This window comes from Microcella flavibacter (assembly GCF_012530535.1).
GTDB lineage: Bacteria > Actinomycetota > Actinomycetes > Actinomycetales > Microbacteriaceae > Microcella > Microcella flavibacter.
Map to the genome: position 1 here is coordinate 2,587,721 of NZ_CP051299.1, position 13,306 is coordinate 2,601,026.

General features: G+C 72.3%; 18 protein-coding genes. 3 read left to right on the top strand and 15 right to left on the bottom strand.

Annotation, left to right across the window (positions count from 1 at the left end; all coding sequences use genetic code 11):
• Positions 1-50: 50 nt before the first annotated feature.
• From HGB54_RS12335 to HGB54_RS12370, 8 genes are all read right to left on the bottom strand, one after another.
• Entirely contained in the window at positions 51-338 is a 288-nt protein-coding gene (locus HGB54_RS12335; RefSeq protein WP_168916674.1) for an HU family DNA-binding protein, read from the bottom strand.
• A gap of 212 nt (positions 339-550) precedes the next feature.
• Complete coding sequence (gene rpsN, locus HGB54_RS12340; protein ID WP_168916675.1) at positions 551-856, bottom strand: 30S ribosomal protein S14; 306 nt, start codon at positions 854-856, stop codon at positions 551-553.
• Positions 857-858: 2 nt separating this feature from the next.
• A complete protein-coding gene (gene rpmG / locus HGB54_RS12345; RefSeq protein ID WP_168916676.1) occupies positions 859-1,026 on the bottom strand; it encodes a 50S ribosomal protein L33 in 168 nt (55 codons plus the stop codon).
• Positions 1,026-1,262: a 50S ribosomal protein L28 gene (rpmB, locus tag HGB54_RS12350; protein ID WP_055857759.1), complete on the bottom strand. Its 237-nt coding sequence runs from the start codon at positions 1,260-1,262 to the stop codon at positions 1,026-1,028. Before rpmB ends, rpmG begins: the two co-directional genes overlap by 1 nt.
• Positions 1,263-1,417: 155 nt before the next feature.
• Positions 1,418-1,822, bottom strand: coding sequence for a Fur family transcriptional regulator (locus HGB54_RS12355; protein ID WP_168916677.1), 405 nt, complete (start codon positions 1,820-1,822; stop codon positions 1,418-1,420).
• Complete coding sequence (locus tag HGB54_RS12360) at positions 1,819-2,685, bottom strand: metal ABC transporter permease (protein WP_168916678.1); 867 nt, start codon at positions 2,683-2,685, stop codon at positions 1,819-1,821. The genes HGB54_RS12355 and HGB54_RS12360 overlap by 4 nt, the downstream gene beginning before the upstream one ends.
• Positions 2,682-3,500: a metal ABC transporter ATP-binding protein gene (locus tag HGB54_RS12365; RefSeq protein WP_228545844.1), complete on the bottom strand. Its 819-nt coding sequence runs from the start codon at positions 3,498-3,500 to the stop codon at positions 2,682-2,684. The genes HGB54_RS12360 and HGB54_RS12365 overlap by 4 nt, the downstream gene beginning before the upstream one ends.
• Positions 3,497-4,465, bottom strand: a complete 969-nt coding sequence (locus HGB54_RS12370; RefSeq protein ID WP_168916680.1) for a metal ABC transporter solute-binding protein, Zn/Mn family — start codon at positions 4,463-4,465, stop codon at positions 3,497-3,499. Before HGB54_RS12370 ends, HGB54_RS12365 begins: the two co-directional genes overlap by 4 nt.
• Positions 4,466-4,573: 108 nt before the next feature.
• Here HGB54_RS12370 and HGB54_RS12375 point away from each other — a divergent pair, with 108 nt between their 5' ends.
• Positions 4,574-5,011 (top strand): nitroreductase/quinone reductase family protein, encoded by a 438-nt coding sequence (locus HGB54_RS12375; protein ID WP_168916681.1) that lies wholly within the window; start codon positions 4,574-4,576, stop codon positions 5,009-5,011.
• Positions 5,012-5,030: 19 nt separating this feature from the next.
• Positions 5,031-5,738, top strand: coding sequence for an ROK family protein (locus HGB54_RS12380; protein ID WP_168916682.1), 708 nt, complete (start codon positions 5,031-5,033; stop codon positions 5,736-5,738).
• Positions 5,739-5,765: 27 nt separating this feature from the next.
• On the opposite strand, the gene HGB54_RS12385 is transcribed toward HGB54_RS12380, so the two are convergent.
• Genes HGB54_RS12385 through HGB54_RS12405 form a run of 5 tightly spaced genes read right to left on the bottom strand, consistent with a single transcriptional unit; the run spans position 5,766 to position 11,029 of the window.
• A complete protein-coding gene (locus HGB54_RS12385; RefSeq protein WP_168916683.1) occupies positions 5,766-6,230 on the bottom strand; it encodes a hypothetical protein in 465 nt (154 codons plus the stop codon).
• 34 nt (positions 6,231-6,264) lie between these two features.
• Positions 6,265-7,758 (bottom strand): dihydrolipoamide acetyltransferase family protein, encoded by a 1,494-nt coding sequence (locus HGB54_RS12390; protein WP_168916684.1) that lies wholly within the window; start codon positions 7,756-7,758, stop codon positions 6,265-6,267.
• 19 nt (positions 7,759-7,777) lie between these two features.
• Positions 7,778-8,788 (bottom strand): alpha-ketoacid dehydrogenase subunit beta, encoded by a 1,011-nt coding sequence (locus tag HGB54_RS12395; RefSeq protein WP_168916993.1) that lies wholly within the window; start codon positions 8,786-8,788, stop codon positions 7,778-7,780.
• Positions 8,789-8,811: 23 nt separating this feature from the next.
• Positions 8,812-9,927: a thiamine pyrophosphate-dependent dehydrogenase E1 component subunit alpha gene (locus HGB54_RS12400; protein ID WP_168916685.1), complete on the bottom strand. Its 1,116-nt coding sequence runs from the start codon at positions 9,925-9,927 to the stop codon at positions 8,812-8,814.
• A gap of 34 nt (positions 9,928-9,961) precedes the next feature.
• Positions 9,962-11,029, bottom strand: a complete 1,068-nt coding sequence (locus HGB54_RS12405) for a histidinol-phosphate transaminase (protein ID WP_228545845.1) — start codon at positions 11,027-11,029, stop codon at positions 9,962-9,964.
• 65 nt (positions 11,030-11,094) lie between these two features.
• Between HGB54_RS12405 and HGB54_RS12410 the strand changes: the two genes are divergently transcribed.
• A complete protein-coding gene (locus HGB54_RS12410) occupies positions 11,095-11,490 on the top strand; it encodes a phage holin family protein (protein ID WP_168916686.1) in 396 nt (131 codons plus the stop codon).
• Here the strand turns inward: HGB54_RS12410 and HGB54_RS12415 are convergent.
• Entirely contained in the window at positions 11,487-12,914 is a 1,428-nt protein-coding gene (locus HGB54_RS12415) for an alpha/beta hydrolase family protein (RefSeq protein ID WP_168916687.1), read from the bottom strand. The two genes, HGB54_RS12410 and HGB54_RS12415, sit on opposite strands and share 4 nt — an antisense overlap.
• A 4-nt stretch (positions 12,915-12,918) precedes the next feature.
• The gene (locus HGB54_RS12420) at positions 12,919-13,221 is read right to left on the bottom strand and encodes a hypothetical protein (RefSeq protein ID WP_168916688.1); all 303 of its coding nucleotides are present in this window, start codon (positions 13,219-13,221) and stop codon (positions 12,919-12,921) included.
• Positions 13,222-13,306: the final 85 nt, after the last annotated feature.

The window sequence follows — 13,306 nt, forward strand, 5'->3', positions numbered from 1 at the left end:
GGGGGCGGCCCGGTAGCCGCCCCCGTCGCGGGGACCATCAGTGGTCGGAATTACTTGACAGCGGCCTTGAGCTTGCTGCCGGCCGAGATCTTGACGCCGTTCGAGGCGGCGATCTGGATGGCCTCGCCGGTCTGCGGGTTGCGGCCCTGGCGGGCGGCGCGAGCGGTGCGCTCGACCGAGAGCCAGCCCGGGATCGAGACCTTGGTGCCCGACGCGAGCGAGCTCGAGAGGGTCGAGAACAGGCCGTCGACGACGCGGTTCACGTCGGCCTGGCTCAGGCCGGACTCAGCGGCCACGGCAGCGACGAGCTCGGAACGGTTCAGGGACTTGTCAGCCATTGGGGTCCTCCTCGGACTTCACAACATTCAGTGGTGCGGCAACATCGGCGAGGGGCGCCGCGAGCCGCCTCGAAACTAGCAGTGATTCCGCATGATTCCGGGCATTCCGGCGCACGGTGCGCCGGGAACGCTCAGGATCGTCGGTTTCGGGAACGCCGAAGGGGCGCCTCCCTGACGGAAGACGCCCCTTCGGGACGAGACGTGGTGCGGTGCTACCAGCTCGACTTGGTGATGCCGGGCAGCTCGCCGCGGTGCGCCATGTCGCGGAAGCGGACGCGCGAGATGCCGTACTGCTTGAGGTGACCGCGGGGGCGGCCGTCGACCGCGTCGCGGTTGCGCACGCGCACGGGCGAGGCGTTGCGGGGCAGCTTCTGCAGGCCCTGGCGGGCGGCCTCGCGGGACTCGTCGGTGCCGTTCGGGTCGACGAGGGCCTTCTTCAGCTCCAGGCGCTTGGTCGCGTAGCGCGCGACGATGACCTTGCGCTGCTCGTTACGAGCGATCTTGCTCTTCTTCGCCATGGTTAGCGCTCCTCGCGGAAATCGACGTGCTTGCGGATGACCGGGTCGTACTTCTTCAGCACGAGGCGGTCGGGGTCGTTGCGGCGGTTCTTGCGGGTCACGTAGGTGTACCCGGTGCCGGCGGTCGACCGGAGCTTGATGATGGGACGGACGTCCTGCTGCTTGGCCATTAGATCTTCTCCCCGCGCGCAAGGAGGTCCTTGACCACGGACTCGATACCGCGTGCGTCGATCACCTTGATGCCCTTGGCCGACAGGGTCAGCGTGACATTGCGGCGGAGCGACGGCACGAAGTACGTCTTCTTCTGGATGTTCGGGTCGAACCGGCGCTTGGTGCGGCGGTGCGAGTGCGAGATGTTGTGGCCAAAGCCGGGAACGGCTCCGGTCACCTGGCAGACGGCTGCCATGGCTTCCTCATTTCGATAGGGCTACCGTGCGGCGAATGCCGCACCCAAGGTCACTTGTCGGCACGCGGACACCGCCTGCTCCGTTCGAGTAGCGGGATGAACGGGGCGGAGCGCGCACAATGCGGGCGATCTCTCGCCCGGCACAATCCCCCAGCTTAGGGCGTGACGGGCGAATCGGCAACGCGGCTGCAGGCGGCGCAGAGACCGAAGACGTCGACGACGTGCTCAGCGGCCGTGAAGCCGTGCTCGGCGGCGACGCTGCGCGCCCACTCCTCGACGGCGCGGGCCTCGATCTCGACCGTGAGTCCGCAGGTGCGGCAGATGAGGTGGTGGTGGTGCGTGCCCGGGGTGCAGGCGCGGTAGAGCGCCTCGCCGTCCTGGGTGAGCGAGTCGGCCTCGCCCTCCTCCGAGAGGTCGGTGAGCGCGCGGTAGACGGTGGCGAGGCCGATCGTCGAGCCGCCCTCCCGCAGCGAGGAGTGCAGGGCCTGGGCGCTCACGAAACCGGTCGACTCGCCGAGGGCCGTGCGCACGGCCTCGCGCTGCCAGGTGTTCCGCTTCATGGTGAGACCAGGGTACGCGGCGCCGCTGGGCGGCCGGCGCTCCGCGCGCCGCGACGATAGCCCAGGACGCGGCAGACGAGGTAGATGGCGAACGAGATCGTGGTGATGTACGGACTGATGGGGAGGGATCCGCCGAGAGCCAGCAGGATGCCCCCCACCGCGGACACGAGACCGAACAGCATGCTGAGCACCGGAACGAGCACCGGGGAGGCGGAGACGCGCAGAGCGGCGGCGGCCGGCGTGACGAGGAGCGCCAGTACGAGGAGCGCCCCGATCACCTGGATGGACACCGCGACGGCGAGACCCAGCAGGATCATGAAGACGATGCTGAGGGTCCGCGCGGGGACACCGCGCGCGCTCGCCACCTCGGGATCGAGACTGTCGAAGGTCAGGGGTCGCCAGATGACGAGCAGAGCGACGAGCACGGCGGCGCTGATGCTCATCAGCAGTCCGAGCTGCGGAAGGTCGACGCTGATGATCTGCCCGGTCAGAAGCCCGAACTTGTTGCCGCTGCGTCCCGGGTAGAGCGCCAGGAAGAGGATGCCGAGGCCGAGGCCGAACGGCATGAGCACGCCGATGATCGAGTTGCGATCGCGCGCGCGCGATCCGAGCACCCCGATGATGCCCGCGGCGATGAGCGATCCGAGGATCGAGCCCGCGACGACGTTGAGACCCAGCAGGAGCGCTGCGGCCGCGCCGGCGAAGGAGAGCTCGCTGATGCCGTGCACGGCGAAGGCCATATCGCGCTGCATCACGACTACCCCGATCAGGCCGCCGACGACGCCCAGCACCGCCGCAGCGATGATCGAGTTCCCCACCAGGTCGAGCAACCGCAGATACGTCGACCAGTCGACGGTGGTCATGACCTCTCCTCGTGATGGTGATCGCTATCGGGGGCGCCCACGACGACCACGCGCCCGTGAGCGCGGAACACGTCGACCGGGGTGCCGTACAGGCGAGTGAGGACCTCGCTGCGCAGCACCTCGTCAGCCGTGCCGACGGTGAACGCGCCGTGCGCGAGGTACAGCACCCGGTCGACCATCTCGAGCACGGGGTTGACGTCGTGCGTGACGAAGACGACGGCAGTGCCGTGAGCCCGGCGACGCCCGTCGATGAGCTCGCTCACGCCCCGCTGGTGCTGCAGATCGAGGCTCATGAGGGGTTCGTCGCAGAGGAGCAGCGCCGGGTCGTCGGCGAGCGCCTGCGCGACGCGGAGCCGCTGCTGCTCGCCGCCGGAGAGACTGCCGAGCGGCTGGTCGGCGTAGGCCGACGCGCCCACGGAGGCGAGGAGAGCATCCACGCGTTCTCTGTCGGCCCTGCGGGTGATCGGGGGGCCGTACCGCTGGCCGTTCACGCCGAGCATCACCAGATCGCGACCGCGCAGGGGCGTGCCCGGGGCGACGATCTTCTGCTGCGGGATGTAGCCGATGCGCCGATGACCGCGATGGGCGGGATGCCCGTCCACGAGCACCTCGCCGGCATCGAGCTGCTGCTCGCCGAGCATCGCACGAAGCAGGCTCGTCTTGCCCGTGCCGTTCGCCCCGAGCACCGCGATGAACTCGCCGGGGAGCACGTCCAGATCGAGATCGCTCCACAGCAGACGGTCGCCGAAACCGAGCGCACCGCCCCGGATCGAGAGAACCGGGGCGGTGCGGAGCGACGTGATGTCGGAGGTCACGAATCGCTGAGGGCTGCGCCGACCGCCGCGAGGTTCGCTCTCATCCATGACACGTAGTCTTCCGCGTCCGGCAGCGTCTCGGTGAACGAGACCACCGGGATGCTCGCGGCCTCGGCCGCCTCGCGGATGCGCTCCGTCTCCGGGCTCGCGGTCTGCTCGTTGTAGGCCAGCAGGCGGACCTCGCCGGAGTCGAGGAGTTCGAACGTCTGCTGGAGGGCGAGCGGCGGCACGTCGGCGCCCTCCTCGACCGCCTCCAGGAACTCCTCCGGCGTCTCGTCATCGAGACCCAGTTCGGCGAGCAGGTAGGCCGGCACCGGCTCGGTGGAGGCGACCACCCCGCCGCCCAGCTCGTCGGCCAACCGCGCGAGCTCGGCCTCGACGCTCTCGAGCTCGGCCTCGAGATCGGTCAGGTTCTGCTCGTACGTCGCCGCGTTGTCGGGGTCGAGCTCGATGAGCGCCTCGGAGATGGCCGCGGCGATGCCGCTCATGGCGTGCACGTCGTACCAGACGTGCTCGTTCGCGCCCTCCTCGTGACCCTGGCCGTTATCGCCGGCCTCCTCCTCGGAGTGCGCTTCCTCGCCCTCCTCGAGCGCTCCCCCGGCCACGACCGCGGTGACCACTGCGGCATCGGTGTCCGAACCGTCCACCAGCAGGTCGATGAAGGGGTCGTACCCCCCGCCGTTCTCGATGACGAGGTCGGCGTCGGCGATCGCCAGCTGAACCTGCGCGCTCGCCTCGTAGCTGTGCGGATCCTGCGCGGGCGAGTCGATGATGCTCGTGACCGTCGCGAGATCGCCCGCGATGGACGCGGCGATGTCGCCGTAGACGTTCGTCGACGCGACGATGGAGAGGGAGTCGGACGACGACTCGGCCACCGGTGCCGAGCACCCGACGAGCGCGAGTCCGGTAGCGGCGGAGAGGACAAGGACGGGGACGGCACGGCGGGGGGCGGTAGAGGGGGACATGGCGCCACGGTACGTCTTATCGATAATGGTTGTCAAAACGATTCTCAGTAGCCGGGCCGGCGCCGGGCATCCCGACCCGCGCCCAGCGGGCGCCGCTACCCTGCGGCCATGTCGAACCGCCGCAGCATGCTCGCGATGACCGGCCTCCACCGCGCGCTCGTGCGGGTGACCGGCGGACGGCTCGGCTGGTCGATCGGCGCGATGCGCGTCATCGAGCTCGAGACGTTGGGCCGGAGGACGGGCGAGCGTCGGCGCGCGATGCTCACCGTGCCCGTCGAGGAGGGCGACCGTTTCGTCGTCATCGCCTCGCGCGGCGGCGACGACTGCATGCCCGGGTGGTACCTCAACCTCGTCGACGAGCCGCGCGTGGGCGTCGCCGAGAAGGGCCACGCACCTCGGCCGTACCGCGCCCGCACCGCCGACGCCGCCGAGCGCGCCAGGCTGTGGCCTCGCGCCGTGCGGGCCTACCGCGGCTATGCGGCGTACCAGCGCCGCACGGAGCGCGAGATCCCCGTCGTCATCCTCGAGCCGGACAGCGAAAAGTAGTGCGATGAAGAGTGACCGCATGCGTGACCTCCGCACGGTAGAGGTCGGCGGGTCCTCCATCCAGTACTGCGCTGTCGTCGGAGGAGTCCCTTCGCCGGTCGCGTACCTCGGCACTCCCGACGTGGCATGGCTGCTGGCAGCCCCGGGAGAGGTCGACGGCGATCGCGTCCGGGGTGCACACCACATCGGCTGGGCCGATGTGGTGGCGAGTGAGGAACTCGGACTGGGGCAGCCACCGTTGGTGAGCATGAACGACGCGCACGCGGCGGCTCTCGGCGAATGGGATCTTCACGGGCAGCAGTCGGGTCGATGGCTCGTCGTCGGACTCGGCACGGGGATCGGCTCCGCCATCGTCGAGAACGGCACCGTCTCCGACGTCGATCTCAGTCACGCGACCTACTTCGGACCGCGTGTGTGCGGCGGATGCGGCGCCGAGGGGTGCCTCGATGCGCGAATCGGAGGTCACGCCCTGTCCGATCCCCTCAGTGTGCGAGATCACGAGCGCCTCCTTGCGTCGCTCGCCCTCGCGATCACCCGATTGGATCGGGTACCGGATGCGATCGTGCTCGCCGGAGGAATGGCACGACGGTACCCGGAACTCGTCCGGGAACTGGCAGGACGCCTTCGCGCCTCGGTCCATCCTTCCGCTGCGGAAGCGGGAATGAAGTCCGCTGCGCCGTGGGGCCTGCTCCTCCGATGGTCGGCCGCCAGCGACTCGACGGGATAGAGCGCACCGCGCGGCTCATCCCCGTCATCATCCTCGAGCCGGAGAGCCCCGCCGCAGACGGTCGCTGATCAGCGCCGCCGCGACGATCCCCGCGAGCAGCGCGACGGCGAGCGAGCCCGCCGAGAGCGAGCTCAGCCACTGCGGCGCCGGGCCGAGCCCGATGCCGACGCCGAACGACCACAGGGCGATCGCGCCGGCGCCGATCACCGTGACGGCGGCGAGGACGATCGCGTCGGGGGATTCGTGCGGCCGGCCGGCCGCGCCGGCGAGGAGCCGGCCCGCGAGGAGCGCCGCGGCCGAGAGGGCGAGGAATCCGACGAGCATCGCGGCCGCCCAGACGATGGCCGGGGGAGTGCCCCAGGCGGCGGGGTCGGTCGCTCCGGGGACGAGGACGGCGAGGACGAGGGCGCCCGCGATCGCGAGGAGGCCGAGCGGGACCGCGGCGGCGAGGGCGATGAGGGCCGCGCGAGGAGGCGTGCGCTGAGCATCCATCACGCCATCATGCCCCGCCGGGCGGTGACGCGCCCTAATCGAGCAGCAGCGCGGGCTCCTCGATGACGCTCGCGACGTCGGCGAGGAAGCGGCTGGCGACGTCGCCGTCGACCACGCGGTGATCGAAGGAGGCGCCGAGCGTCGTGACGAAGCGCGGGCGCACCTCGCCGTCGACGACCCAGGGCTTCTGCTTGATCGTGCCGAGCGCGACGATCGCGACCTCGCCCGGGTTGAGGATGGGCGTGCCGGTGTCCATGCCGAAGACCCCGATGTTCGTCACCGTGATCGTGCCCTCGGCCATGTCGGCCGGCTGCAGCTTGCCGTCGCGCGCCGTGATCGTCAGCTGCTCGATCGCCTGGGCGAGCTCGCGCAGGCTCATCGACTGGGCGTCCTTGACGTTCGGCACGACGAGGCCGCGGGGGGTCGCTGCCGCGAAGCCGAAGTTGACGAAGTGGTGCACGATGATCTCCTCATCGGTCCACGTCGAGTTGACGGTCGGGTTGCGCCGCACCGCCCAGATCATCGCCTTCGCCATGATGAGCATCGGCGAGACCTTGATGCCCGCGAAGTCGGGGCTGGCCTTCAGGCGCTTGACGAACTCCATCGTGCGGGTCGCGTCGACGTCGACGAAGAGCCCCACGTGCGGGGCCGTGAACGCGCTGCGCACCATGGCCTGCGCGATCGCCTTGCGCACGCCCTTCACGGGGATGCGGTCCTCCCGCGCCTGCGGCCACTCCGGCGTCTGGATGTTGCGGAACACGCTCGCCTGCGAGGCCTGCCGGATGACGTCGTCGCGCGTGATCTCGCCCGCGAGGCCCGTGGGCTGCACCTCCTGCAGGTCGACGCCGAGATCCTTCGCCAGCTTGCGGATCGGCGGCTTCGCGATGACGGGCGCCGCCTGCGCGGCGGGAACGAAGGCCGAGCGGGTCGGCGGGGCGGCCGGGGCGGGGGTGCTCGGGAAGCTCGCCGCGGGCGCGGCCGGTGCGGGCCGCGCTGCCGCGGGCGCGGGGGTCGTAGCGGCCGGTGCCGCGGCGGCCGGCGGGGTCGCCGTCGGCGCGGCCTGGGGCCCCGCGGCGGGCCGGCGGCGGCGCGAGGCGACGTGCCCCTTCGCGCCGTAGCCGACGAGCACCGCGCCCGAGCCGTCCTCGGCGGGCGTCGCGGGAGCGCCCTCGGCGCCCCGCTCGTCGCGGTCGATCGTGCCGGCCGCGTCCGCGGCCGCCGAGGAGGCCTCGGCGTCGACGGCGGCCGGTGCGGCCTCGGGCACCGGAGGAACCGCGGCAGCGGCATCCCCGTCGCTCACCCGCACGATCGGGGTGCCGACCTCGACGGTCTGCCCCTCCGAGACGAGCAGGGCCTCGACGGTGCCGGCGAAGGGGCTCGGCAGCTCGACGAGCGACTTCGCCGTCTCGATCTCGACGATGACCTGGTTCACGGCGACCGAGTCGCCGGCCTTGACGTGCCAGGTGACGATCTCGGCCTCGGTGAGGCCCTCGCCGACGTCGGGGAGGGGGAACTCGGAAGTGCTCACAACGGGCTCCTGTCGCGGTTCAGTAGGCCAGCGCGCGGTCGACGGCATCGAGGATGCGGTCGACGTCGGGCAGGTAGGCGCCCTCGAGCTTCGCGGGAGGGAAGGGGGTGTCGAAGCCGCTGACGCGCAGCACGGGCGCCTCGAGCGAGTAGAACGCCGACTCGGTGACGGTCGCGGCGATCTCGCTGCCGACGCTCGCCGAGCCGGGGGCCTCCTGCGCGACGACGAGCCTGCCGGTGCGCCGCACCGAGTCGAGCAGCGGCGCGTAGTCGATGGGGCTCAGCGAGCGCAGGTCGACCACCTCGATGCTCGTGCCCTCCTCGGCGGCGAGCGCGGCGGCATCCAGCAGCATGCTCACCATCGCGCCGTGGCCGACGACGGTGACGTCGGTGCCGGGGCGCACGACGCGGGTGGCGTGCAGCGGGCCGGCGGGGGAGTCGAGGTCGACCTCGCCCTTCGGCCAGTAGCGGCTCTTCGGCTCGAAGAACATCACCGGGTCGTCGCTCGCGATCGCCTGCTGGATCATCCAGTAGGCGTCGTGCGGCGTCGCCGGGCTGACCAGGCGCAGGCCCGCGGTGTGGGCGAAGTAGGCCTCGGGGCTCTCCTGATGGTGCTCGACCGCGCCGATGTGCCCGCCGTAGGGCACCCGGATGACGACGGGCATGCGCAGCGAGCCCTCGTGCCGGGCCGTGAGCTTCGCCAGCTGCGTCGTGATCTGGTCGAAGCCGGGGAAGATGAAGCCGTCGAACTGGATCTCGACGACCGGCCGGTACCCGCGCATCGCGAGCCCGATGGCGGTGCCGATGATGCCCGACTCCGCGAGCGGGGTGTCGAGCACCCGGTGCGCGCCGAACTGCTTCTGCAGGTTCTCGGTGACGCGGAACACACCGCCGAGCGGCCCGATGTCCTCGCCCATGAGCATGACCTTGGGGTCGGCGCTCATCGCGGCGGCGAGGCCCTGGTTGAGCGCCTTCGCCATCGTCATCGTGCGGATGCCCGTCGCGGGCTCCGTCGTCGGTGCCGGGTTCATCGTGCCGGTGCTGACGGTGTCGGTCATGACTCCCCCTCGAACGAGGCCTCGTAGGCGGCGAGCCAGTCGCGCTGGGCATCCATCACCGGATGCGGCTCGCTGTAGACGTGCGCGAACATGCTCGCGGCAGCGGGCGGCTCGAGCGCGAGCGTGCGGCGGCGGGCGTCGGCGGCGGTGTCCTCCGCCTCCTGGCGCACCTCCTCGAAGAAGGCGTCGCCCTCGCCGAGCCCGCGCAGGTAGGTCTCGAAACGGCTGATCGGGTCGCGCTCGCGCCAGTACTCCATCTCGGATTCGAGGCGGTACTTCGTCGGGTCGTCGCTCGTCGTGTGCGCGCCCATGCGGTAGGTGAGCGCCTCGATGAAGCGGGGGCCCTGGCCGGTGCGCGCGGCGTCGAGGTTCTCGCGGGTGACGGCGTAGCTGGCGAGCACGTCGTTGCCGTCGATCTGGATGCTGGGGATGCCGAAGCCCGCCGGCCGGTGGAACAGCGGCGTGCGCGACTGCACGCTCACCGGCACCGAGATGGCCCAGTGGTTGTTCTGCAGGAAGAACACCTGGGGCGTGTTGTAGCTCTGCGCGAAGACGAGCGCCTCGTTGACGTCGCCCTGGCTCGTCGCGCCGTCGCCGAAGTAGACCATGACGGCCGCGTCGCGGTCGACGTCGCCAGAGCCGCTCGCGCCGTCGAGCGCGAGCCCCATGGCGTAGCCGGTGGCGTGCAGCGTCTGCGAGCCGATGACGAGCGTGTAGAGGTGGAAGTTGCCGGTCTCCTCCGGCACCCAGCCGCCGTGGCTGAGACCGCGCAGCATGGCGATGATCTTCACCGGATCGAGCCCGCGGATGTAGCCGACGGCGTGCTCGCGGTAGGCGGGGAAGAGGTGGTCCTGCGGACGGGCGGCGTAGCCCGAGCCGACCTGCGCGGCCTCCTGGCCGAGGCTCGGGATCCACAGCGCGAGCTGCCCCTGCCGCTGCAGGTTGCCCGCCTCGATGTCGAAGCGGCGCACGACGCTCATCGTGCGGTGGAAGTCGCGCAGGCGCTCCTCGTCGATCGACTCGATGACGGGGCGGTAGCGCTCGGCGGCCTCGCTCTGCACGAGACGGCCCTCCGGCGAGAGCAGCTGCAGGGTCTCGGCCGTGTACGACATGGGTTCCACTCTAGGGCGGCCCCCGACGCGGCGCTCAGAGACCGCGGACAACCTCGCCGGCGATCCGCAGGAGAGTCGCCACAGACTGCTCCTCGCCGATCGACACCCGGATGCCCTCCGGCGGGAAGGCCCGCCCGATGATGCCCGCGGCCGTGAAGCGCTCGGCGACCTCGGCCGTCGCCGCGCCCGTGGCGAGCCAGACGAAGTTGCCCTGACTGCTCGGGATGCTCCACCCCTGCTGCTCGAGGGCGTCGCGCACGCGCTCCCGGCGCTCGGCGAGCTCGGCGACCTGGGCCAGCAGCTCGGGTTCGTGGTCGAGCGCCGCGAGCACGGCGGCCTGCGCGGCGCCCGTCACCGAGAGCGGGATCTGCGTCGCCCGTGCCGCGTCGAGGATGCTCTGCTCGCCGATCGCGTAGCCGACGCGCATGCCGGCGAGCCCGTAAGCCTTCGAGAAGGTGCGCAGCACCACGAGGTTCGGCCAGCGGCCGAGCAGCGCGCCGCCGTCGACCGCGGAGTCGTCGGTGACGAACTCGGCGTAGGCCTCGTCGAGGACGACGAGCAGATCGGCGGGGAGGGCGGCCATGAGCTCGGCGAACTCCGCGGCCCCGACGGTCGGGCCGGTCGGGTTGTTGGGGGAGCAGACCATGAGCAGCCGGGTTCGGTCGGTCACGGCGGCGGCCATCGCGGGCAGGTCGTGGCGGGCATCCGCCGTCAGCGGCACGGGCACGGGGGTCGCGCCGGCGACGGTCACGAGGCCGGGGTACGCCTCGAAGCTGCGCCAGGCGAAGACGACCTCGTCGCCGGCGCCCGCGGCGGCCTGGATGAGCTGCGCGAGCAGGCTGACGCTGCCCGCGCCGACGATGACCTCGTCGGCGCCGACGCCGTGCCGGGCGGCGAGGCGCTCGCGGACGGCGAGCGCGGTGGCGTCGGGGTAGCGGTTGATGCCGGCTGCGGCCTCGGCGATCGCGGCGACGACGGCCGGGTGCGGCGGGTTCGGGTTCTCGTTGCTCGAGAGCTTGAAGGCGCTCGCGGCGGCGGGACGGCCCTGGCGGTACGGCGGCAGGGCGACGATCTCGGGGCGCAGGCGCACGGGCGGGGTCACCGGTCAAGAGTACGCGCGGCCGCGCGGCACGTGACGCGGGGGCCGTGCGGGGCCATCATGGTCGTATGAAGCGCTTCGTGGTCCGCCTGCTCATCAATTCGCTGGCCCTCTGGCTGACGACGCTCATCGTGGCGGGCGTCAGCGTGCGCTCCTACGGCGACGACACGCTCTCGACCGTCGTCACCTACCTGATCGTCGGGCTGATCTTCGGCGTCGTCAACGCGATCATCGGCAACACGATCCGCATCCTCGCCTTCCCGCTCTACATCCTCACGCTCGGGCTCATCGCCCTGGTCGTCAACGGCCTGCTGCTGCTGCTCGTCGCCTGGATCTCGGACCTGCTCGGCTTCGGCCTCGAGGTCGACGGCTTCTGGTGGGGCGTGCTCGGCGCGATCGTGCTCGGGCTGCTGAGCTGGCTGATCGGGGTGCTCGTGCGCCCCATCCTCGGCCGGCAGCGCTAGCCGGCGCCCGTTCCGTCCTTCCGGCGCGCGGTGTAGTCGATCGTCTCCTGCCCGACCCCGCCACGGGGCAGCGCGTTCACGGCGTCGCGCAGCAGCGGCACCTCGCTCGCATCGGCGCGGGCCGCCGTCGCGCGGTAGCCGTCGAGCTCGTGCGCGGCGAAGAGCCCGTCGCCCTCCTGCCGTCCGTCGGAATCGGCGGTGACGAGCACCGCCGCGGTCGGCTCGGGCGCACCGCCGAGGGCGGTGATGATGTCGTCGCGGTGGCCGATGGTGACGGCCGGGTAGTCGCCCGTCACGGGCATCCCGCCGGTCGGGGCGCCGACGGTCACCAGCCCGGCGGTGCGGTACTCGCCCGACTCGGCCAGCAGGGTCGCGACCGCGCCGCCCTGCGAGTACCCGGTGAAGACGACCGGGCTGGCGGGGCCGGCGCCGGCATCGGCGAGCGCCGCCCGCACCGCGCGCAGCGATGAGGCGTCGTGCTCGGCGACGAGGGCGATGTTGCTGGCGCCGTCCCAGGGATGCTCCCCTCCGAGCGGGGCGTCGTGCGCGGTCCCGGCGATGAACACCTCGAAGCGCTCGGCCCCGCCGGCGCCGCGGTACACCTCGACGCGCACCGGCTGAGCCGGATCGGGGATGCGCGCCACGCGGCCGGCGAGCCCCGCGGGCGGCGTCGGCGGGCTGCTCGCGGGCGCCGGCGGCACGCGCTGCACCTCGACGGGCGCGGCGCCCCGGGCCCCGGCGGCCGCGCCGAGCACGGCGATGACGCCGGCCGTGGCCGCGACCGAGCCCGGCTCCGCACCGTCGATGGACGGCATCATCGACTGCAGGCGCAGGGCGAGCGCGGGCGGCACCCCGATCGCGCCGAGCACGCCGTCGTCGACGTGCGGCATGAGCAGCCCGGCCATCATCGTCGTCGTCCGCTCGTCGAGCACCCGTTCGCCGAGGAAGCGCAGGCCGTCGCGCGCGCTCCGATCCATCGCCTCCCTGCTCGAGGCGGGCAGCAGCGCGTACCCGGCGGCGGCGACGCCGAGCCCCGCGAGCAAGGGCCCGCCGACGAGCCCGAGGAGGCTGCGCGCGGCGGCCCCGACGAGCCCCGCCATGGGGGCGAGGAGCTGGTCGAGCGCCGTGCGCACCGCGGAATCGGCGAGCTCGTAGCCGTCGAGCGCGAGCCGCAGGGCGGTGCCGAGCCGGGCGATCTCATCGGCCGAGCGGGCGAGCGCGGCGGCGGCCGTCTCGGCGACGGTGCCGGACCCGTCGAACACCCCGCCGGGCAGCGGTGCGCCGAGCGGCCGCAGACGGCGGGCCGCACGATCGCAGTCGTCGGCGCACAGGGCCAGTCGGTGCTCGGCCACGAGCAGATGCTCGGCGATCACGGTCGATCCGCCCCCGCCGCCGATCGCGAGCGCACCCGTCGCGGTTCTCATCGACTCAGGGCTCACCGAGGGCCTCCTGCTGCCGCAGCCGGGCCGCCGCGGTCTCGAGGGCGAGGCCGAGCATCTGGACGTGGTCGGCCGCGGCGCCCACCGCCGGCCGGGAGCGCTCGACCGCGTCGACGAAGGCGCGAGCAGCGGGCCCCCGCCAGCCCGGCTCCTGCGCGATGGCGCGCAGGCGGCCGTCGACGCTCGCGATCTCGGCGGCGACGGCGAGCGCCGTGCGGCGCCGCGACTCGATCTCGAGGAGCGCGGCGTTCGCGGTCGGGGCGAGCAGGGGAGGCGGGGGCGGCGGGGACACGGCGGCTCCTGGGGTGACGGGGTGACGGACGGGCGGGCCGACCAGCCGGCGGACGGACGGGCGGACGGGCGGGCGGCTCGATGGT

Coding starts and splice junctions, on each gene's coding strand:
- HGB54_RS12335 (WP_168916674.1), bottom strand. CDS start 338: ATGGCTGACAAGTCCCTGAACCGTTCCGAGCTCGTCGCTGCCGTGGCC.
- rpsN (WP_168916675.1), bottom strand. CDS start 856: ATGGCGAAGAAGAGCAAGATCGCTCGTAACGAGCAGCGCAAGGTCATC.
- rpmG (WP_168916676.1), bottom strand. CDS start 1,026: ATGGCCAAGCAGCAGGACGTCCGTCCCATCATCAAGCTCCGGTCGACC.
- rpmB (WP_055857759.1), bottom strand. CDS start 1,262: ATGGCAGCCGTCTGCCAGGTGACCGGAGCCGTTCCCGGCTTTGGCCAC.
- HGB54_RS12355 (WP_168916677.1), bottom strand. CDS start 1,822: ATGAAGCGGAACACCTGGCAGCGCGAGGCCGTGCGCACGGCCCTCGGC.
- HGB54_RS12360 (WP_168916678.1), bottom strand. CDS start 2,685: ATGACCACCGTCGACTGGTCGACGTATCTGCGGTTGCTCGACCTGGTG.
- HGB54_RS12370 (WP_168916680.1), bottom strand. CDS start 4,465: ATGTCCCCCTCTACCGCCCCCCGCCGTGCCGTCCCCGTCCTTGTCCTC.
- HGB54_RS12375 (WP_168916681.1), top strand. CDS start 4,574: ATGTCGAACCGCCGCAGCATGCTCGCGATGACCGGCCTCCACCGCGCG.
- HGB54_RS12380 (WP_168916682.1), top strand. CDS start 5,031: ATGCGTGACCTCCGCACGGTAGAGGTCGGCGGGTCCTCCATCCAGTAC.
- HGB54_RS12385 (WP_168916683.1), bottom strand. CDS start 6,230: ATGGATGCTCAGCGCACGCCTCCTCGCGCGGCCCTCATCGCCCTCGCC.
- HGB54_RS12395 (WP_168916993.1), bottom strand. CDS start 8,788: ATGAACCCGGCACCGACGACGGAGCCCGCGACGGGCATCCGCACGATG.
- HGB54_RS12400 (WP_168916685.1), bottom strand. CDS start 9,927: ATGTCGTACACGGCCGAGACCCTGCAGCTGCTCTCGCCGGAGGGCCGT.
- HGB54_RS12410 (WP_168916686.1), top strand. CDS start 11,095: ATGAAGCGCTTCGTGGTCCGCCTGCTCATCAATTCGCTGGCCCTCTGG.
- HGB54_RS12415 (WP_168916687.1), bottom strand. CDS start 12,914: ATGAGAACCGCGACGGGTGCGCTCGCGATCGGCGGCGGGGGCGGATCG.